The organism is Haloferax sp. Atlit-12N (assembly GCF_003383095.1).
Classification (GTDB): domain Archaea; phylum Halobacteriota; class Halobacteria; order Halobacteriales; family Haloferacaceae; genus Haloferax.
Window position 1 is genome coordinate 258,191 of sequence record NZ_PSYW01000004.1, and the last position, 19,868, is coordinate 278,058.

The 19,868-nt window shown below is 65.4% G+C and carries 17 protein-coding genes; 6 read left to right on the forward strand and 11 right to left on the reverse strand.

The window, feature by feature from the left end; genetic code table 11:
• The first annotated feature begins 34 nt into the window (after positions 1–34).
• A complete protein-coding gene (locus C5B90_RS17550) occupies positions 35–1,339 on the forward strand; it encodes a MarR family transcriptional regulator (RefSeq protein ID WP_115883242.1) in 1,305 nt (434 codons plus the stop codon).
• 34 nt (positions 1,340–1,373) lie between these two features.
• Here the strand turns inward: C5B90_RS17550 and C5B90_RS17555 are convergent, their stop codons facing one another.
• Positions 1,374–2,288, reverse strand: coding sequence for a glycosyltransferase (locus C5B90_RS17555; protein ID WP_115883243.1), 915 nt, complete (start codon positions 2,286–2,288; stop codon positions 1,374–1,376).
• Between the two features lie 115 nt (positions 2,289–2,403).
• On the opposite strand from C5B90_RS17555, the gene C5B90_RS17560 reads away from it, so the two are divergent.
• Positions 2,404–3,372, forward strand: coding sequence for a MoxR family ATPase (locus C5B90_RS17560; RefSeq protein ID WP_115883244.1), 969 nt, complete (start codon positions 2,404–2,406; stop codon positions 3,370–3,372).
• On the opposite strand, the gene C5B90_RS17565 is transcribed toward C5B90_RS17560, so the two are convergent.
• Genes C5B90_RS17565 through C5B90_RS17580 form a run of 4 tightly spaced genes read right to left on the reverse strand, consistent with a single transcriptional unit; the run spans position 3,350 to position 6,682 of the window.
• On the reverse strand, positions 3,350–4,033 hold the full coding sequence (locus C5B90_RS17565; protein WP_115883245.1) for a hypothetical protein: 684 nt from the start codon (positions 4,031–4,033) through the stop codon (positions 3,350–3,352). The genes C5B90_RS17560 and C5B90_RS17565 overlap by 23 nt on opposite strands.
• Positions 4,030–5,292, reverse strand: a complete 1,263-nt coding sequence (locus tag C5B90_RS17570; RefSeq protein ID WP_115883246.1) for a DUF58 domain-containing protein — start codon at positions 5,290–5,292, stop codon at positions 4,030–4,032. The genes C5B90_RS17565 and C5B90_RS17570 overlap by 4 nt, the downstream gene beginning before the upstream one ends.
• Positions 5,289–5,870, reverse strand: a complete 582-nt coding sequence (locus tag C5B90_RS17575) for a hypothetical protein (protein ID WP_115883247.1) — start codon at positions 5,868–5,870, stop codon at positions 5,289–5,291. Before C5B90_RS17575 ends, C5B90_RS17570 begins: the two co-directional genes overlap by 4 nt.
• A complete protein-coding gene (locus tag C5B90_RS17580) occupies positions 5,867–6,682 on the reverse strand; it encodes a DUF4129 domain-containing protein (protein WP_115883248.1) in 816 nt (271 codons plus the stop codon). Before C5B90_RS17580 ends, C5B90_RS17575 begins: the two co-directional genes overlap by 4 nt.
• Positions 6,683–6,823: 141 nt before the next feature.
• Here C5B90_RS17580 and C5B90_RS17585 point away from each other — a divergent pair, with 141 nt between their 5' ends.
• The 3 genes from C5B90_RS17585 to C5B90_RS17595 all read left to right on the forward strand — a co-directional run bounded on the left by C5B90_RS17585 (position 6,824) and on the right by C5B90_RS17595 (position 11,198).
• Entirely contained in the window at positions 6,824–7,834 is a 1,011-nt protein-coding gene (locus C5B90_RS17585; RefSeq protein WP_115883295.1) for a hypothetical protein, read from the forward strand.
• Between the two features lie 130 nt (positions 7,835–7,964).
• A complete protein-coding gene (locus C5B90_RS17590; protein ID WP_199517541.1) occupies positions 7,965–10,574 on the forward strand; it encodes an oligosaccharide flippase family protein in 2,610 nt (869 codons plus the stop codon).
• 153 nt (positions 10,575–10,727) lie between these two features.
• Positions 10,728–11,198, forward strand: a complete 471-nt coding sequence (locus tag C5B90_RS17595; protein ID WP_233512107.1) for a hypothetical protein — start codon at positions 10,728–10,730, stop codon at positions 11,196–11,198.
• A 121-nt stretch (positions 11,199–11,319) separates the two neighbouring features.
• On the opposite strand, the gene C5B90_RS17600 is transcribed toward C5B90_RS17595, so the two are convergent.
• From C5B90_RS17600 to C5B90_RS17610, 3 genes are all read right to left on the reverse strand, one after another.
• Positions 11,320–12,540 (reverse strand): glycosyltransferase, encoded by a 1,221-nt coding sequence (locus C5B90_RS17600; RefSeq protein ID WP_115883249.1) that lies wholly within the window; start codon positions 12,538–12,540, stop codon positions 11,320–11,322.
• A 60-nt stretch (positions 12,541–12,600) separates the two neighbouring features.
• Positions 12,601–14,229 carry a right-handed parallel beta-helix repeat-containing protein gene (locus C5B90_RS17605; protein ID WP_115883250.1) on the reverse strand — a complete coding sequence of 543 codons (1,629 nt, stop codon included), beginning with the start codon at positions 14,227–14,229 and terminating at the stop codon, positions 12,601–12,603.
• A 105-nt stretch (positions 14,230–14,334) separates the two neighbouring features.
• Positions 14,335–15,369, reverse strand: coding sequence for a glycosyltransferase family 2 protein (locus C5B90_RS17610; protein ID WP_115883251.1), 1,035 nt, complete (start codon positions 15,367–15,369; stop codon positions 14,335–14,337).
• A 205-nt stretch (positions 15,370–15,574) separates the two neighbouring features.
• On the opposite strand from C5B90_RS17610, the gene C5B90_RS17615 reads away from it, so the two are divergent.
• Positions 15,575–16,204 carry a helix-turn-helix domain-containing protein gene (locus C5B90_RS17615; protein ID WP_233512109.1) on the forward strand — a complete coding sequence of 210 codons (630 nt, stop codon included), beginning with the start codon at positions 15,575–15,577 and terminating at the stop codon, positions 16,202–16,204.
• Between the two features lie 82 nt (positions 16,205–16,286).
• Here the strand turns inward: C5B90_RS17615 and C5B90_RS17620 are convergent, their stop codons facing one another.
• The 3 genes from C5B90_RS17620 to C5B90_RS17630 form a co-directional block, all read right to left on the reverse strand.
• Positions 16,287–17,798: a twin-arginine translocation signal domain-containing protein gene (locus C5B90_RS17620; protein WP_115883253.1), complete on the reverse strand. Its 1,512-nt coding sequence runs from the start codon at positions 17,796–17,798 to the stop codon at positions 16,287–16,289.
• 160 nt (positions 17,799–17,958) lie between these two features.
• Positions 17,959–18,528 carry a metal-dependent hydrolase gene (locus C5B90_RS17625; RefSeq protein WP_115883254.1) on the reverse strand — a complete coding sequence of 190 codons (570 nt, stop codon included), beginning with the start codon at positions 18,526–18,528 and terminating at the stop codon, positions 17,959–17,961.
• Positions 18,528–19,616 carry a DUF1616 domain-containing protein gene (locus C5B90_RS17630; RefSeq protein ID WP_115883255.1) on the reverse strand — a complete coding sequence of 363 codons (1,089 nt, stop codon included), beginning with the start codon at positions 19,614–19,616 and terminating at the stop codon, positions 18,528–18,530. Before C5B90_RS17630 ends, C5B90_RS17625 begins: the two co-directional genes overlap by 1 nt.
• Positions 19,617–19,868 lie beyond the last annotated feature (252 nt).

The following is a 19,868-nucleotide window of genomic DNA, read 5'->3' on the forward strand; positions in this document are numbered from 1 at the left end:
GACACGCTCAGACCGGGGTGACTCTTCGATAACCATGTCGTACGCCCGAGCGGCGTTCGTTCTGGTTCTGCTCGTTCTCTCCGGCGCAGTCGTCCCCGCGCCGGTGCTGGCGATAGACGACGAGACAACCAACGAAACGTCCATCCAAGGGACGTTCACGAACACGGTCCCGGTCGACCAGTCGAGGGAGTCGACGTTCCTCTGGGCGTCCGAACGCAACACGCTCTCGGTCGAGTTCGACGCCCCGAACGAGTCGAACATCTACGAGGTGTGCGTGAGAAACGGGGCCGGCGAGCGTCTCGACTGCACCGACAAGGGCGTCTCGTCCGGCACGCAGACCGTCGAGTTCACGTACGAATCCCTTTCCAAATTCGAGGGGTCGAGCAACATCTCCGTCGTCCTCTGGAACAGCTTCCCGGGACAGTCGGAGCAGATTGCCAGCGACACGGTCAATGTCACGATACTCCAGAAGGACGGCGACATCGACGGCGACAAACTCAGCAACGCGAATGAACTGTCCAACAACACCTCGATGTTCCTCATGGACACCGACAAGGACAGCCTCGAAGACGGGGCCGAGGTGAAGAATTACGGGACGTCCCCCACGACGCCCGACACGGACGGCGATGGGCTGAACGACGCGGCAGAACTGTCGAACTCGCTGGAGCCGACAGACCCCGACACGGACGGCGACGGCATCCCCGACGGCGTCGAGATGCGACTCGGAACGCCGCCGAACGACAGCACCGCCGACACGGACGGCGACGGACTGGACGACGCGTACGAGTACGAACACGGGACCGACCCCGTCGACCCCGACACGGACGGCGACGGGCTGAACGACGGGCTCGAGCGGAAGCTCGGAACGGACGCCACCGACGGCAGCACGACCCCGATGCTCGTGTTCACCGGCGGGACGCTGCTCGGGGTCGTCGCCGTCGGCGGTCGCTGGTTCCTCGCCTCGTCGGAGTACCAGATCGAATCGCCGCTGTCGGCGTCTCAGCTGTCCGACCCGGACGGAGCCGAAGCGGACGCGGAAGACGACACATCGGGGTCGCCACCGGAGCCGCCGGAGTTCGACCAAGACGAACTCCAGCAGTCGTCACAACCCGTCTTGACCGACGAGGACAAAGTCATCCAACTGCTCCGCGACAACGGCGGCTGGGTCTACCAAAGCAAAATCGTCGAGCAGACGGGCTGGTCGAAATCGAAGGTCAGCCGACTGCTGTCGAGCATGGACGAGTTCGGGAAGGTCGAGAAGATATCGGTCGGCCGGCAGAACATCGTCGCCGAGGAGGGGTCGATGCCCGAGGGTGCGGGGTCGCCGTTCGACGAGTGACCCGCGCGGTCGCGGCCGCGTCCCTTTCCCTGGGTTACGCGTCCACTCTGTTCTGAACGCCTCTGACGACGCTGTAGACGAGACCGGGGAGCTGCGCCGGCCCGGGTGTCGAGCCTGCGCGCAGGTACGCCAGTCCCGTGTCGAACCGTCCCTCGCGGAGGTACTGCGCGGCGAGCGCGTACTGGTGAGTGCCCGTGACGTCGTAGCCGCGGGTCTCTAACTCCACTACGTCCTCGGCGAACGTCTTGAGGAAGTGCGCGTTGGCCCGCCGGACGGCGTCCGCGCTCGGTCCGCCGGAGGGGTACCGCCGCAACAGGGGTTCGTCGACGTAGGCGAGCTTTCCTTCCTTCAGGACGCGGATGAGGAACTCGGTGTCCTGGTAGCGGTCGAACGACTCGTCGAACCCGTCGATTCGCTCGACTACCTCGGACTCGACGACGAGCGTCGAGCCCGCGCTGGTGTGGAGGTTCTCCATGAGAATCTCCTTGATGAGTTCCTCGCCGCCTTCCGCGCCCTCCCGGGAGTCGTGTGTTCCGAGAACGGATTTGACGCGCTCCACGAGCGGGTTGGCGTCCGCGTCGTCGAGGATAGTCGTCCCGCAGTAGGCGGCGACCCAGTCGTCGTCACGTCGTTCGAGCGTCTCGACCTGTCGTTCGAGCTTCGTCGGTGCCCACTCATCGTCGGAGTCGAGGAGCGCGACGTAGTCGCCGGTGGCGACCTCGATTCCGGTGTTCCGGGCGGCGCTTCCCCCCTGATTCGTCTCGTGGACGAGGTAGTTCACTCTCGGGTCGTCGTAGGCGGTGACGACCGACGCTGTGTCGTCCGTGGAGGCGTCGTCGACGACGATGACTTCGACGTCCGACAGCGTCTGGTCGAGCGCGCTGTCGATGGCGCGCGGGAGGTCAGCCGCGCGGTTGTACGTGGGGATGATGACGCTCACTGTGGGCATCTGGTATCGACTGTTACTCTCCTTCGGGGGCGCATTATTATCGAGCAGGTAACGCGCGAGTCGGTGGTTCGCTTACCCGTCGCATAATAATGCCCGGCTGGACTGACTCCGGGGTATGGACATCAGCCAACTCCACGACCACAGCACGCGCGTTCTCGACGAAATCGGTCGGTCGGTCGTCGTGGACCGAGCCGTCCTTCGGCGCATCCTCACGGGCGTGCTCTCGCAGGGACACGTTCTCCTCGAAGACGTGCCCGGCACGGGAAAGACGCTGACCGCGCAGAGCTTCGCCACCGCGCTCGGCCTCTCGTTTAGTCGAATCCAGTTCACACCGGACCTCCTCCCCGCCGACGTGACCGGGACGTACGTGTTCGACGAGCGAGACCGGTCGTTCGAGTTCAGCGAGGGCCCGCTGTTCGCAAACGTCGTCCTCGCCGACGAAATCAACCGCGCCTCGCCGAAGACGCAGGCCGCGCTCCTCGAAGCGATGGCCGAGGGGCAGGTGACCGTCGACGGCGAGACGCACCCGCTCCCGGACCCGTTTTTCGTCATCGCAACCCAGAACCCGGTCGAACAGGGCGAAGGGACCTTTCCCCTGCCCGAAGCGCAGAAGGACCGGTTTCTCGTCAAAGACAGCCTCGGATATCCCGACGAGGCGGGCGAACTGGAACTGCTCGACCGCCGCGACGCGCGCGACGAGCCCACGCCGACGGTCTCCCGGGTCCTCTCGACGGACCTCGTCCGCGAGATGCAGCGCGTCCCGGAGACGGTCCGCGTCGACGACGAGATAAAACAGTACATCGTCGATATCGTCCGCGCGACGCGGGAGAACCCCCGAATCGCGGTCGGCGTCTCGCCCCGCGGCTGTCAGCGACTGTTCGAGGTCGTCCGCGCGACGGCCGCCGTCCACGGCCGGAGCTTCGTCATTCCGGACGACGTGAAAGCCGTCGTCCACGCGACGGTCGCCCACCGAATCGTCCCGACCGCCGAGGCGACGGTCGACAACGTCGAGCGGAGCCAACTCGTCGACGACGTGCTCGCCGACGTCTCCGTCCCGACGGTCAGTCGTGCAGAGCGAGCGTGAGGAAGACCAAGGCGACGAGCATGAACGCGACCGCGTGAAGCGGCAGGCCGGGCGTCCCGAGGTCGCGGACGACGAGTCCGGCACCGACTGCGACGCCCCCGACGAGCGCGGTTCCGCCGAAATGGGCCGCCTCGACGGTCCACGTCTTCGCCTCACGGCCGAGTTGTTCGCCCACCGCTATCGAGTTCTCCGCGGCGTCCCACGAGACGATGAGCGCCGCACACGCGAGGAGTAACGCCACGGCCCCGGCCGTCTGGAACAGTCCGCCGCCGACGATAGCCAAGAGGACCGACGCACAACCGAGTTTGCTCAGTCCGCGCGACCCGGACCCACGGAGGGGGAGCACGCCGAGGCCGAGACAGACCACGCCGAAGAGCCCGAGTCCGACCTCGATGAGCTGTGACTGGCCGGTGGCGCTCGAGACGGCGAGGCCCGCACCGCCCACCCCGACGAGGCCGCCGACGAGCAGTCCGGCAGTCCCGAGCAGTCGCTGTTCAGTTCGGAACCGATGTGCGCCCTCGATAGCGACGACGAGGCCGGCCACGGCGACGAACGTCCCGGTCGCCGCGTCGGTGTTCACGAGCGAGACGGCCAGCGCGGCGGCGAGCAACGACAGCGCCGCGCTGAGTCGGGTCGGTCGTCTGGTGATTTCTCCGTTCACGTTCGAACCCTCCGCTGTGCGTCGATTGCGAGCGCGAGCGGGTCGTCGAGCGACCACTCGATGACGGGGATATCGACCTGCCGGAGCGCCCGCAGTCGGTTCCGGCGCTCTGCGACCGCCAAGCGCTCGCCGGGCGTCTCGTTCCCCGTCGCGTCCGGCGAGACGACCGTGACCGCGTGCCCGTGCCCGTCGAACCGGCGCGCCACCTCGACGGCGGCGTCGTCACAGACGGGCGAAACGAAGAGAATCTGCGTCTGTTCGCCGAGCCGTCCGAGGTACGATTCGACCTGTTCGTCGACCGAGTTGTCCGTGTCCGTCGGCGTCGCGGCGAACGCCGAGTGCCCCGAAAGCAGTTTCCGTAACCGAAGTCGGTGTTCCCGTCCCGCGCCCGGCGCTCGGAAGCAGTCTTCGGCCGAGAGCGCCGCGAGGCCGACGTGATTCCGGCCTTTCAGTAGGGAGGTCGTCAACTGCGCCGCGGCGGACACCCCGGCGTCGACGGCGTGCGTCTCTCCGGGCGACCCCCTGTACGCGACCGCCCGCGCGTCGACGAGGACGAGGATTGACGCCGCTTGCTCTTCCCTGAAGTCGACGGTCGTCAACTCACCCGACGAGGCGTACCGCTTCCAGTCAATTTGGCTGACCGGGTCGCCGCGGCGGTACGACCGCGTCTGTTGGAACTCGATGCCCGAGCCCGTCCCGCTCGCGGCGACGCTGCCGACGGTGTCGAGCGTCTGTGACCGACGCGGCGGCTTCGTAATCTCGGTCGTGCAGTCGAGTTCCGTCTCGTCCGCGGCGCGAACGTCGAGTTCGACCTCCCTGTCACCGCTGGGGTCGCGGACGATGGCGGTCGCGTCGTCGAACGCGTGCCGCCCGCGTTCGGCTTCGACGGCGTACGAGAACGTCCGCGTCTCGCCGGGGCGAAGCACCATTCCGCGCCTCGCCGGGCCGTCCGTGACGGAGAGCGCCGGCGGGACCCCGTCGACGACTCGGCAGTCGTACAGCGTCTCGTCGCCCTCGTTCGTCACCGCGACTTCGATTTCGACCTCGTCGCCGCTCGCCGGTGAGGCGGTGTCGACCCGGCGGTCGAGGGACAGATTCGGCGTCGGCATCGGGACGGCTCGGTGGTACGCCGCGAAGACGACGCCGACCGTCGAGAGCAAGAGGAGTTCCTGCCGCTTCGCCAGTAACCCGGCGGCCGCGACGACGAGCGAGACGGCGACGACGCCCCGCCAGCGGTTCGTCTGTCGTGGCGTCGTCACCGTCCCGTCCCCCCACTGACCGCGTAGATGGCCTCGGCGGTGCGCCGGGCGCGGAACTCCGCGGGTGTCCGTCGCCGCGGAAGCGCGCTGACTGCGGTGGCGAGCGTCGACCGGCTCGGGCTTCCGAGGAACGACGCCGCCTCCGCGTCGTCGGTCCACTCGCCGCGTCGAACGAGCCGACGCGCGCGGCTCCGACCGCAGTTCCGCTCGCGCATCACCGCCTCGACGGCCGCCTTCCGAAGCCGCGTTTTCACTCGCTGTCGGGTGCTGTCGCCGAGGACTGGCGTCCGATAGTCCCATCCCCGAACCGTCTCGTCGAACTCGCGGCCCGCTGGCGGGACCCGGACGGGGACCTCCGGATCCGGTGTTTCGACCTGTTGCAGTTCGCTCTCTCGACCGGAGACGACGACCGGGAGCGCCGCGAGCAGCGCGACTCCCGAGAGCGCGGCCACGAGGACGTAGTCACCGCCCGCCTCGGAGACGAGCGCCGTCGCTCGGGAACCAACACCCTGCACGACCGTTCCGGCGGCGAGACAGCCGAGTCCGAGCAGTCCGAACAGTAGCTTTCGGCGGTTCACGACTGGTCTCGCCCCCCGGATGACCCGAGTCGTTCGAGACACTCCCGCGCGCGCCGGCGTCGATCTTCAGTCACCGGCGCGCCGCCGTATTTGACCTCCTCGAACAACTCGGTGAGCGACCACACCGAGTTCGCGTCGGCTCCGTTCTCGCGGGCGATGGCCGCCCGCTCTCGCGGCGTGAGCAACTGTCGGTCGTCGAGTCGGAGGCGCTCGACCATCTCGTACCACGCTTCGGTGACCTCGTTCTGCGGTTCGGGCGGCGCATCGAACCCGCCTTCGGTGCGTTCTTCCACCGGAGACTCGTCCCCGCGGAAGTGGGGGATCATCGGCGACAGTCGCGCCGCGATGCGGTCTCGATACCGAGCGACGAGCACGAGGGCGACCACCGCGATGACTCCGACGAGCAGTTCGACGAGGCGCGAGAGGAGCGCGAGCAGGGTTTCGATGAGGCTCTCCAGCGGGTCCTGTTCGCCCGGCGTCTCTTTCGAGCCTCCCGCTTGATTCTGCTCGGAGTCCGAACTGTCGGACGTGTCGTCGCTGTCCCCGTCGTCAGGACCGCTCGCGCTCGACCGGTCCGACTGCTTCGTCTGTTGACCGCTGTGTTCCTGCTGACTCGGGTCGTCTGTCAGCGTCTGGTACTCGCGTTTGATGTCGTTGGCGTCGCCCTTGTCGAGCGGAAGCGAGGAGTAGTCAAGATCTATCGCCTCGCTCGGCGAGGAATCGACGGCCGATTCGAGCGAACCGGCCGCCGAACCGACGACGAACAGACACACGAGAGCCAGTCCGAGCGTGACGAGCACGTCACTGTTCATTCGACCGACCTCCGCGGGTGTCGAGGCGTATCACGATGGGTGTAGACCCGCCCCCGCTCATACTAATTATCCGCCCGATAAGCCGCCGCTACGTAGTCGATAATAACGGTGGGTGGCCGTGATGTCTCGTTCGAGTTCGAGATGGAAATCCCATCCAATACACTGAAACGTGCGAGTATCGCCCTCCTCGTCGCGCTCTTGATGACGACAGCCGGTTGTTCGTCATTCGCTGGCGGCGACGCAGGAGACACTGCCGCGGCGAACGAAACCGCCGAAACGACGGAGATGACGACTTCTGACGTTGAGACGACCGCCAACGACACGGCGGCTTCGGACGACGCGACGAACGAGTCGTCGGACTCTGACTCTGACTCCGACACCGACCACGACCACGACTCACACAGCCACGACTCGACGACGAACACCAGTAACGAGTCGTCCGTCGACGCGGCGTACACCGGTCAGATGGCCGTTATGGTCGCCGGCGAGCGCGTGAGCCTCACGGAGGACCTCGACGAGGACGCGCCGATTCACATGAGCGATGTCGACTCCTGGCACACAAACGAGAGCACGACGCTCGCGGCGGCGCTCGACGCGGCCGACGTCAACGCCACCGAGTCGTCGCTGACCTACGACGGCGAGACGTACGAGGAGTCCGAAAACGGCACGAAACTCATCTACCGCGTGGACAGCCACGAGGTCGACCCCGAATCGTACACGCTCGAATCGGACGACAAAGTGTGGGTGCTCGTCGTGACCGACGACTCGAACGTCACCACCCCCGGCGAGTACATCCCGCCGGAACAGCTCCACGTCCACGGAACTATCGACTTCACCGTCGACGGTGAACAGCTCGACTTCAGCCGCGACAAGTACCAGCAGGCGGGTCACAACGACCACTTCCACTTCGAAGGCGGTCACGCGAATCCGTGGCACGCGCACTCAGCGCACGTCACGCTCGCCTACGGCATGTCGACACTCGATGGCATCAACATGACCGACGAGAGCGTCACCTACGACGGAACGACCTACGCGTACGACGGTGACAACGCGACTGCGAACGTCACCGTGAACGGCGAGGCCGTCGACCCGACCGACTACTACCTCAAAAACGGCGACTCGGTCTCTATCGAGATATCGTCTTCTGACTAATCTTCCGCGTTCGCTTATTTATGTACACGAATCACCGAACAGCAGGCGGTCTGCGACCGATACGCCGTTCGTCCCCGCGCGTCGCGCCGGCGCGGAGCCCCGACGAGAGCGGCGCGGACGGGTGGTGTGAATGAAGCGGAACATGGTCACCGCGTTCCTCTCCATCTTCGGGGGACGAATCTTCATCGTGCTGTCCTCGGTGGTGCTCACGCCGCTTCTCATCACGACGCTCGGGTTCGAGCTGTACGGTCGCTACGGTACGCTCACCGCGGTCTTCGGCATCTCGACTATCTTGATGAGTTCCGGCATCAACAGCGGTGCCCGGAAGTTCCTCGCCGAAGACCGCTCGATTTCGGACTGGCAGACCCACGTGTTCGGCTACTACTTCCGCCTCGGGACGGTCCTCGCGGTGCTGACCGCGCTCGCGTTCGCCGCCGCCGCGCGGTTCGGCGTCGTCACCCGGTTCCTCGGCCCCGAGTACGTCGTCGGCTTCTACGGCCTCGCCGGACTCACCATCGCGACGCAGTTCCGCGAGTACGCCCGCCGGTCCCTGATGGGGCTCAAACAGGAACACCTCTCGGAGCCGCTTCGAGTGTTCAACAAGGTCGGGACCAGACTCGCCCTCATCGGCATCGCTTACCTCGGATACGAAATCGGGGGGCTGATGATCGGCCTCATCGTCGTCAACAGCCTCGTCGCGCTCCTCGCGCTGTGGTGGGTCCGCAAGAACATCTCGCTTCGCGGCGTCTTCAGCACGACGCCGCGCGGCTTTCCGACGAAAGAACTGTTCAGTTTCAACCACCTCTCGGTGGTCTACATGCTGTTTCTCACGTCGATGTACCACGTCGACGTGCTGATGCTGGCGTCCCACGTCACGGAGACGCGCGTCGGCTACTACAAGTCCGCGCTGGTCATCAGCCAGTTCCTCTGGGTCATCCCCCGGTCGATTCAGTCGATGCTCGTGCAGTCCGTCTCGGACCTGTGGGCGGACGAACGAATCGACCAGATAAACGAAATCGCCTCCCGAGTCACCCGCTACGGGATGCTCGTCATCGTCCTCCTGTCGCTCGGGCTGGCGGCGCTCGCGAAGGACTTCGTCCCGCTGTACCTCGGTTCCGGGTCGATGCCCGTCGTCACGCCGCTTCTCATCCTGCTCCCGGGGACCATCGGCTTCGCGGTCGTTCGCCCTATCCTCGCCATCAGCCACGCGAAGGCTGACATGAAACCCCTCATCGCGGCGACCGGAGCCGCGGCGGTTCTGAACATCATCTTGAACGTGATTCTCATCCCGCGTCACGGCATTCTCGGGGCCGCCGTGGCGACGACTATCGGCTACTCCTCGCTCCCGGTGTTCAACCTCGCTAGCGCGCGCTACCTCGGGTTCAAGCCCTTTTCCGACGCTCGACTCGTGCGAGTGCTCGCGACGGGGTTCATCTCCGGAGTCCCCATCTTCCTGCTCTCGATGACCATCGAGAGCAGTCTCCTCGCGTTGGTCGTCGTCCCGACTATCGGCCTCCTCGTCTTCGTGACGGTGGCGTTCGTGGTCGGGGCCGTGGACGCCGACGAGGCGCTGGACCTGCTGAGTTCGCTTCCCGACCCAGTCGGTTCCCGCGCCACAGCGATTCGCGCCCGCCGCGGCGGCGGTAGCGGCACCGCCGGGACCCCCGCGTGGGGCAACGAACCCTGGGCCGACCGGCACAAAAACACGCTGCAACGCGTCCTGCTCGTCGCCGGTGTCCTGCTTTCGCTCTCCGGCGTCGCGCTCGCCGTCGGCGTCCCCAGCGTCGGCATCGCTCCCTCGGTCGACGGCGACTCGCCGGTGCCGCAGGTGAACAACACCACCCCGGTCACCGACACGCCGATGCCGACGACCGATACGCCGGTGACGACGACGCCGGCAACCGAGACGACCACGGGGACGACCGACACGGCGACGGCGACAGCGACGAACACGACCAGTCCGCCGTCGAACACGACGACGACCGAGTCGGACGACGGTGGCGGGTGGTTCTGGGGTGGTGACGACGACGATGACGACGATGACGACAGCGGTGATGGCGACGACCAGACGACCACCTCCTCGCCGACAGCGACGGAGACGCCGACGAACGACACGACGACGGCGACAGAGACACCGTCGAACAACACGACGACCACCTCGACGGCAACCACCACTTCGACGACCACCTCATCGCCGACGACTACCTCGACCTCGACAGCGACGGAGACGCCGTCGGACAACACGACGACGGCGACGACCACCTCGTCACCGACGACGACGGACACGGCGACCACGACAACGTCTGAGACGACGACCACGACCGATACGGCCACGACAACGACCACCGACACGACGACCACAGATACAACGACGACAGCGACGAATACAACCACGACCGAGACAACGAGCACGGATACGACGACCACAGACACGACGACGACAACGACGGACACAACCACGACCGAGACGACGACCACGGATACGACGACCGACACGACGACTTCCACCGACACCGACACCGCAACGACGGACACGTCCACGACCGATACCGCGACGACAACGACCGAGACCACGACGACGTCGAACACGACCGACAGCGGGTCGACGCTCCTGATGGCACAACCCCTTTCGGCGGTCGAGTGGTTCGATTTGCAGTCGTCTCCGCTCGGCGGGTCACCGTGGTTCCACTCGGTTCTGTTCGTGGGAATCGTGGCGCTTGCCGGTCGAAACGCGGTCTAACGACGCTGTCCCGTCTCTCTCGCGTCGCTTGCTTCTGTTGGCGGCCTCAGTCACCGGCCACTTTTCGAGAACTCTGTCGAACTCGGCGCGTCCCCCGTCCGGCGCGATTTGGGAACCAGAATGATAATATACTAACAGATTGGTTCCCTTAGCGTGAACCGACGGGAACTCCTCGCGGCGCTGGGTCTCGGTTCCGTATCCGCGCTAAGTGGCTGTCTCAATCTCGCCGGCGTCGATGGCGGGGTCCTCACCGTGATGTCCGTGTCGTCGTCCGAACCCTCAAATGTCGTTCCGTCCTCCGACGAGCGTCTCTCCGACGAACCGTTGCTCCAGCGAGCGCTCGACCGTGTGACGCAAGACGAGGCTCGCGGAGTGATGGACTTCCGATTGGATAGAAGCGAGTACCGGTCAGTCGCGGACGCGCTGGAGACGCTCCCGTACTACGACCGCACGGAGCACGAGCTATCGATTCCGTCCGGTTTCTACGTTCGTCACGACGGGTTCGTCTACCGCCTCGCGTACAGACCGATGTGTTCGGAAACGCCGCTCGTCTCGTCCGAAAATCCCCGAAACCGGTGCTGGACGTCGGTCCCCGAAGGGACGACCACGCTGCAGCGAACTTGACCCGCGGTTCGACAGCGCGCGTCGCCGAATCGAAACAGCCGACTGCGTTCGTCACCGCGTGTCGCTGGCGGTCGAGATGGAAGGAAGAGAGGACAGGCCGTTGTCCGCTGTTCTCCGGCAGTTACCGCGCGGCCGCGACGGTCTGTGTTCCGTTTTCGCCGAGGACCTCGACGTAGAGGTCGGCGATGTCCTCGCAGACGTTCTCCCACGTGCACTCGTTCGCGTACGCCTGAATCGCGTCCGCGTCCCACCGCTTGTGGAGGGCATCGACGACGGCGTCGGCGAGTTCGTCGTGCGACTCCGGCCCCTCGACGAGGAAGCCGTAGTCGTCGCTCGTGACGACCTCTTCGCTTCCGCCGTTCTTCGTCGCGACGACGGGCGTCCCGCAGGCCATCGCCTCCAGTTGGACGACGCCGAAGCTCTCGCTGTAGCTCGGGAGGACGAACACGTCGGCCGCGTTCATCCAGTCGTTGAGCGTCTCCGACTCGACGTAGCCGAGCAGGTCGGTCCGGTCGTCGATACCGAGTTCCGCGGCGAGCGATTCGAGTTCGTCGCGCATGCCGCCCTGCCCGCCGATGACGAGTCGCGCCTCGGGTTCGGAGTCGCGGACTCGCGTCATCGCTCGCATCAGGTGTTGGAAGCCCTTCCGCGGTTTCAGCGTCCCGAGCGCAAACACGACGGGCGTGTCGTCGTTGATGCCGAGTCGCTCACGGGCCGCGGTGGTGGAGACGCGCTCGAACACGTCGGTGTCGTAGCCGTTGGGGATGTGGACCACGTCGTCGTTGTAGGTCTCCAGTTTCGAGCGGTCGCGCCGGTTGACGCGAACGAGTCGGTCGGCGTCGGTCCACGCTCGCTTCAGCCGGGCGTTGTCGGAGTCGAGCTGTGTTTGGAACCAGTTGCGATTGGCGTGGACGGTGAGGACGTACGGGATGCCGAGTTCCTCTTTCAGACGCGCGCCGACGTACCCGGAGGTCCACGTCATGTGGCAGTGAATCAGGTCGAACGAGACGGGATGGTCCGCCAGTTTCTTGCGGACTTTCCGGGCGTGTTGCTGTCCGAGGAGGTGCTCGCGCTGCGCGTCGACCGGGAGGTACATAAGCGGGGTCTCGATGACGTGTACGTTGTCGGGCACGTCCGTCGTGGCGATTTTGGCGTCTTTTCCGAACCCCTCGCCGCCGCCCACGGGGAGGCGAGACGCCACGTCGGCGAACCAGTTGTACCTGACGCAGACGGTGACGGAATCGAAGTACTCCGCGAGCACGTCGACCTGTGACTTGACGAAGTGCTTGTAGCCGTGTGAGACGACGAGGAGGTCCTTATCGGCCAATCGGTCGTGGTCCATGCGTTACCCGCAGTTGCGTACCGACCCCCATGATTATCGGGTCGGTAAGGTCCGTTCGTTTCAGACGGGTGGCAGTTCGGTGTTGTCGACGACGAACCCCTCCGCGCCGCCGTCGATGTAGCCGCCGTAGAGCACCGAGTCCATGACGACCACGTCGGTCCCCTGCGAGTACAGCTTCATGGCTTGTCGCCCGCTGAGGGACCGCGCGGTGATGCCGTCGAAGCGCGTCCGGTTGCCCTTGTTGATGAAGGGGTGGTGCGTCGCCTCGTAGGTCCCGCCGACGAACAGGGCGTCGTCCGCGAGAATCTCGGCACAGCGCCGGTAGCTCTCGCCGGGTTGGTGGACGGTCAGGTTCTCGAACCGGGCGTTCGCGCGCTCGACGCGAATCGCCTCTCGCTGGCCGTCGCCGGGTGCCGAACCGGTGATGGTGACGTTCTTGACGAGCACCATCGGGTCCTCCGGAAGGTTTTGTCCCTGAAGGTAGATGGCGAAGTTCGACCCGTGGATGTCGATGGTCGTGTCGAGGACTTCGAGGCGACCCGCTCCGGGAGTCACCTGAATGCCGCGCGCACAGCCCTCGTCGTCGTTGAGGACGATGCTGCAGTTCTTGATGACCGAGGTCTGCGCGTCGTCGAGGATGCGAATGGCGTTCTCCGCGGAGCCGGTGACCTCGATGGTGGTGTCTTCGATGCGGAGGTCAGCCCCGTCGTCGAGGCGGATACCCCGCTGGCTGATGCCGGGGACGAGTTCGTCGATGACGACCGTCGTGCCGCGGACGCTGCTGCCGTACCCCTTGAGCCGAATCGAGGAGACGGTGCTGTTCTTGTACGTCCCGCCCTCGACGTGGACGACGCCCTTCGAACCCGAGACGTACAGCCCGTTGTCCGGGAACCGACCGAGTTCGCAGTCGACGAAGCGGAGCGTCCCCGCGCTGTTCGGGTCGATGAGTATCCCGGTGGGGCCGAGGTTGATGTCGCCGATGGTGTCTTTCGTGAACGCCGCGCCGTCGGGTGCGCTGAACCGTTCGACGGTGCCGGTCCCGCCGGCGGTGGTCACGCTGAACAGCGCCGGACCGAGGGTCCCGGTGTCGTGTTCGCCCGCGATGGTGATGTCGCGGACTTCGAGGCCGTCCGTGACGTAGGCCTCGATGGCCCGAATCCCGGTCTGCGGGGCGGTGAAGTCGAATGTGAACCCCTCGAACAGGAGGTCCTTGCCGGGGGCGTAGATGACGCCGAGCCGGAAGAACCGGGCCGCGCCGGTGAACTCGCCCTCGGTGACGACGTTGCTGTCGATGGCATCGATTCGGCCGTGCGTGAGCGTCGCGTTCGGCCCGTAGAACCCGAGGTTCTCGAATCCGGTCTTTCGGAGTTGCCTGTGCATCAGGTATCGACCCTCCGGGAAGACGAGGAGCGTGTCGTCCGCGACGTGCCGCGAGAGCACGTCGTCGATGGGTTCGACGCCCTTCGGGTCGGCCCCCGCGTCGACGACGTTGACGACGTTCGAGAACCGGTCGAGGTACGCCTGCGGAACGTCGACGCTCATCGTGTTCGCCTCGACGCTGTCGATGGGGTGCGACAGGTAGCTTCCGACCGCGAGGGTGCCGACGGCTCCGAGGAGATACGAGCGCCGCGTGAGCTTCGGGCCCCGGGGGTCATTTGCGTCGGTATCGTCAGAGTGCGTGAATCTCATACAACCGAGAACGTCGTATACTCACGAACGTTCCCGGCTTCACATGTTCAGCCTTTAAGTATGTCTGCGAATTTCGGCGGCGTACGGCCCCCGATTCGACTCGGGTTACTCGCTCGGAACCTCCGTCTCGTAGGTGTCGTCGTCGACCCGGATTTCGAGCGCTTCGTTGTCGTTGTGGTCGAGGACCGTGCCGAAAAGCAGGAACGTGATACCGAAGAGGAGACCGATTGCCCAGCTGCCGAGGCTGGGTGAGTCGCCGTCGCTGTCACCGCCACCCGTCAGCCCCGAGCCGATGAGACCGATGGCCGCGACGCCCGCGATGACGGTTCCGAGGTAGTAGAACGCCGCGAGCGGGTGGAAGTCGCGGAGCATGTACTTGTTTTTCAGCCGCCAGAAGTAGTTCCGGAGCAGCATACCCGAGACGCGGGGGACGTACTCGCTGTAGTTGATGTGGCTCTTCCAGTCGTCGTCGTACAGGTACTCCGCGGAGCAGGCGATGTCTGCGACGCGGAGGTTCTCGGCGTTGAGTTTGACGAGCAGGTCGTTGCAGTAGCCGTAGTACTCGTACATGTTCTCGATGTCGGCCTGCTTCAACGCCTCGTGGGAAATCGCGGTGTAGCCGTTTTGCGGGTCCATCGTCTTCCAGTAGCCGCTGGCGAACTTCGTCAGGTACGAGAGGATGGAGTTGCCGACGAGTCGATAGCCCGGCATGGCGTCGAGGTCCGACTGCTCCATGAATCGGTTGCCCTTCGCGTAGTCGGCGTCGCCCTCCGCGATGGGGTCGAGGTACTTCGCCAGCTCGTTGGGGTTCATCTGCCCGTCGCCGCCGAGGACGGCCGTGATATCGACTTCGTCTTCGAGCGCGTGGAGGTAGCCCGTCTTGAGCGCGCCGCCGACGCCGCGGTTCTCCTCGTGTTGAATCGGGACGACCACGTCGTCGTACGCCGTCGCTTCGGGGGTGTGGTCCGCGTTGAACGCGTCGGCGTGCGTCACGATTTCGTCCCACGTCCCGTCTGTCGACCCGTCGTCGACGACGTAGGCCAGGTCGACGAACGAGGGGAGGGTGTCGATGACGTCCCCGACGTAGCCCGCTTCGTTGTAGGCCGGCACGACGACGGCGATTGAGTTGTCTTTGTACATTGTAGTCGGAGTCCTACCGAACTGTGGACGTCTCGGTGTCGTTATTATGGGCATCGTAGTTGCTCACAGCCCGCCGACAGGTACGGGAGTGAACCCGCGGAGACGCGGCCACAGACGCTTATCACCCGCATAATAACCCGTACCGATTCTCGAACAACAGGCGATGCACGAGGACCGAAGGGGGGACGACGCTCGACCGATATACTTGGAGATAACGCTCGAGGACCCGAGGCTGATTCTCTCGTCGTTCGTCGCGGGACACCGGGGGCCGGTCGAACTCGAATTTCAACCGACCGAGGGATTCGGCTGGGACTGCGCGTTCGTCGTCGTCGAACAGGGTTCCGTCGATTCAGTCGGGGCGTCCCTCGTCGTCGACCCAACCGTGATAGAGGCGGATTTCCTCGGTTCCGTCGGCTCCGACCACCGGTTTCGCGTCCTCTTCGGGAGCGGCGTCCGCCTGATTCCCCCGTCCTCGACGGAGATGGGCGTTCGGGTCATCTCCGTTCGACACGAAGACGGCAGGTGGTCCATCCAGATGCACCTCCCCGCTCACTCGACGCTGCACCGCGTCCAAGAACACTACCACGACAACGATATCTCGTTCCGGGTAAAGCGCCTCCACGTCGCCCGCGAAACCGACGTTGGCTCCGAGACGGCGCTGCTCCCGGGACAGCGCGAAGCGCTTCTCGTCGCCCACGAACACGGTTATTTCGAGGTCCCGCGGCGGTCCTCGCAGGGTGAACTCGCGACCATCCTCGGCATCTCCAAGTCGGGCGTCTCACAGCGGATTCGTCGGGCCATCTCGCGACTCATCGAGGCGACGCTGTCGCCGTGACTCCGACCGAGTGAGCGGTGAGACGGTGGCCGCGCCCGCCGTGACGCGCCGCGGTGACGACTCGGGGCCGACCCGTCGTGGCTCAGAACCAGTTTCCGTCGTACGCGACGTCGACGTCGCCGTACTCCCAGACGCCGTTGTGAATCACCGACTCGGTGACTTCGACGCCGCTCGACCCGTCGATGACTTTCATTCCTTCGTAGCCGTCGTGCGATTCGGCGGTGATGCCGCGGAACGTCGTCCCGTCGGCGTCGTTGACCAGCGGGATGTGGCCCGTGTCGTAGTCGCCCCAGACGAACGTGCTGCCGTCGCCGAGTACCTTAACTGCGCGTCGATAGTCGCCGCCGGTCTGCTCGACGTCGAAGCGGTCGAGCGTGCAGTTCCCTCGTTCGAGGCGGACCGCGTGCCGGCCGCTCGACCCGTCGCCGGTCCCGCCGACGCTCGACTTGAGAATGTAGACCGGGTCCGCGTCGGCGCTGCTCGGTCCGCCCACGACGAGCGCGTGGCCGCTGGTGTTGAACTCGATGTCCGTGTTGAGAATGTCGACTTTCCCGGCGCCCGACGATACGGTGACGGCTTTCGTCGGCACGTCTCCGTTGACGATGACGCTCGAGTTCTGAATCCGCGCCCATTCGACGTCGTTCTGGACGCTGATGGCGCGCCCGTTCGGCTCGTCGATTCGGACGACGGTGTCGTCTATCCAGTTGTACGCACCGCCGTCGAGTCGGATGCCCCGCTGGTTCGTGTCGTCGGTGCGGCGTTCGTCCACGATGACGGTCGCGCCGTGAATCGAGCTGTAATCGCCCGAGAGCCGGATGTTGGCGATGTTACTGTTCTTGAACACGCCGCCGTCGACGACGACGCGGCCGCCCTCGGTCGAACAGTAGAGGCCGTTGTCGGGCCACGCGCCGACCCTGCAGTCGCGGACCCAAAGCTTGCCGTCGTGGTACGGCGACACGATGATTCCCGTGGGACCCACGTCGATGTCGCCCGGCGTGTTGTCCGAGAACTCGCCGCCGTCGGGAATCCTGATGTTCTGGAGCGTTCCGATGCCCGACGAACTGGTGACGTCGAACGCGAACGGGCCGTACTTCCCGCTGTCGTGCTGACCGACGACGGAGAGGTCCCGCGCGAGGAGGTCGTCTCTGACCTGCGCTTGGACGACGCGAAGCCCCGTGTCGTCGGCGGTGAAGTCGAACTCGAAGCCTTCGACGACGAGGTCTTCCCCCGGTTGGTCGAACGTCCCTAACTTGAACAGCCACCTGCCGTCGTAGTCGGCGGCCGGGACGATAGTCGCGTTATCTCCCCGCAGTTCGAACCCGCGGAAATCGACGTGACGGAACGAGTCGTCCATGAGATACTCACCCTCCGGGAAATACAGAACCGTCCCGTCGTCGCACTGGATATCGTCTAAAACCGGATTGATAGATTCCTCGCCGGTCGGGTCGGCCCCCTCGTCGACGACGTTGTACCAGTCGTCGTCGGCTGATGCCGTCCCAGCGAACGAAACGGCAGCGGCCGCCCCGCCGATGCCCTTCAGTACCTGTCTCCGAGAGACTGTCCTCCTGCGCTCTTCTGCGCCTTGATTCCGCATCGAGAGAACGTCTCTGCCTCTGTCTAATGAGTATTTTTAGCGTTTATCGTATTATTCAAACAGAATATCCGCCCATGTCGACGATTAGGGATGCAACTGTTAAGCAGGGTTGCTTTTGTCAAATTATATTTCCGTTATCCGTTACAAGATGGGCCGCGAATCAGCGGCGCAGGCCGGCGGCACGGCGAGCCCACCGAAGCCCCGGCGTTCCGTCGAGCACCCACAGCAGAACGACCATCCCGAAGACGGCCGCGTAACCGACGACGAGCCCCGTGTTCTCGGGGCGCAGCATCTGATAGAGGAACGTCTGGAAGTACTCCGTGAACCGCTGGACGAAGCCGAGGTCGTTCGAGTACGGCTCCTGCGGCGCGAGCGGCCAGAGCAGCCGGCCGACGTTCGGCCCGTTCGCCCGGAGCGCGAGCAGGTCGCCGACGAGGTGCGATCCGTACCCGGCGACCGCGGCGACCGCGAGTTTCGCCCTGTTCCGCGTCCACAGCGCCGCCGCGAGGACCCCGACGAGCGGTGCGCCGACGAGGAGCGAGTGCGCCGGGCCGTACCCCGTCGTGACGACGCCGAACGTCCACGAGAGCGTCTTGTCCACGAGGTCGGGAACCTGCGTCATCACCGCGAGGGTGACGCCGGCCGCGTCACCGATAGGCGTCTCCCATGCGGCGCGGTTCGCGAGGGAGTACAGCACGTAGCCGAAGACGAGATGCTCCCACGGCCACATCAGGCCGAGGTCCCCCCGATCGAACCCGGCCGACCGAGTTTTGCGGTGGTGTCGCCGCCGCCGCCGTCGACCGACACGACGAGTTGAACGGTCCGATACGAGTTCTCGCGGTCCGCGTCCTCGGGAGCGTCACCTTTGTAGACGTGATAGACGAGCCGGAGCGACTCACCGGACATCGTCGGTCGAACGTCCTGTTGGACGTAGACGGTCTCGTTGTCCTCGACCGACGCTTGCGTTCGGTCGAGTTCGCGCTCTTCGACCACCTGTGTCCCGTTCGGCGTTCTGTCGAGTCGCTGAAGCTCTGTGACGACCGTGTACGTCGTCGACTCGCGTTCGTGGTTCTCCAGCGCCAGCGTCACCGGGACCGGCTCACCCCGACTGAGTTCTTGGGGATAGCCGCTGGCCTCGTAGCCCGACCCGTTTTGGGTCACGAGGTACGCTTCGGTGAACTCCGACTCGGGGTTCTGCGTCTCGACCATCGCGAACCCGACGCTGCTGAGAAACGCGACGACGCTGACGACCACGAGGAGGTTGACGGCGAGCGAGACGGGCGAACTCCGCGACTCGGAGGACAGCGGGGACGTGACCGCACCGGCGGTCGACGCGACGCTCCCGAGGACGGTACTGAGCGGCGGGGCACCGGCTCGCGCGTCCGGGGGGAGCAGCATGCGCCGAACGACGGCGACGGCGGTGAACAGCATCGTCGCGCCGAACACGCCGAGCGCGACGACGTTCGCGTCGAACCCCTGCCCGACGAGATTGGTGACGAGCGCGACCGCGGCGACGATCGCGAGACTCCACGCCGCCGAGAGGACCAGACGAACGGAGTAGAGCAGTCCGGCGGTGTGACGCGTCGGTCGCGTCAGCGCCGACTCGTCGCTCATGGTGTCGGACTCGACGTCCGACCGCCGTTCCGGGAACACCGCGGCGAGGAGCGCGTACCCCGGGTAGAGGACGATGAGCGGCACGACGAACAGACTCCGGATGACGGACCCGGAGAAGTCGAGCATGACCACCGCGAGCGCGGCGATTCCCCCCGCGACGACGAGGAGTAAGTCGAGTGTCCAGCGACGGGTAGACGACTTCATTACCCGCGCCTTGACAGCCCGTGTTGAAAAATGGCCGCGACCGTTTACGCTCGAAATCGGTCGAAAGAGGGGCTTAGCGGTCTGATAAGGGCGGATGGTTGACTGCGACGACGGCGGCGATCAGGGGGTGACGCTCCGAAAAATCGAGGAATTCCGACGCTGATTGGTGAGCGTTCGCACGGCCGGGACGACTCGTTTCCCGCCGTTTTCGGGCGTCTGCGGGCTTACCGTCCCGATAATAATGGCCGCTTC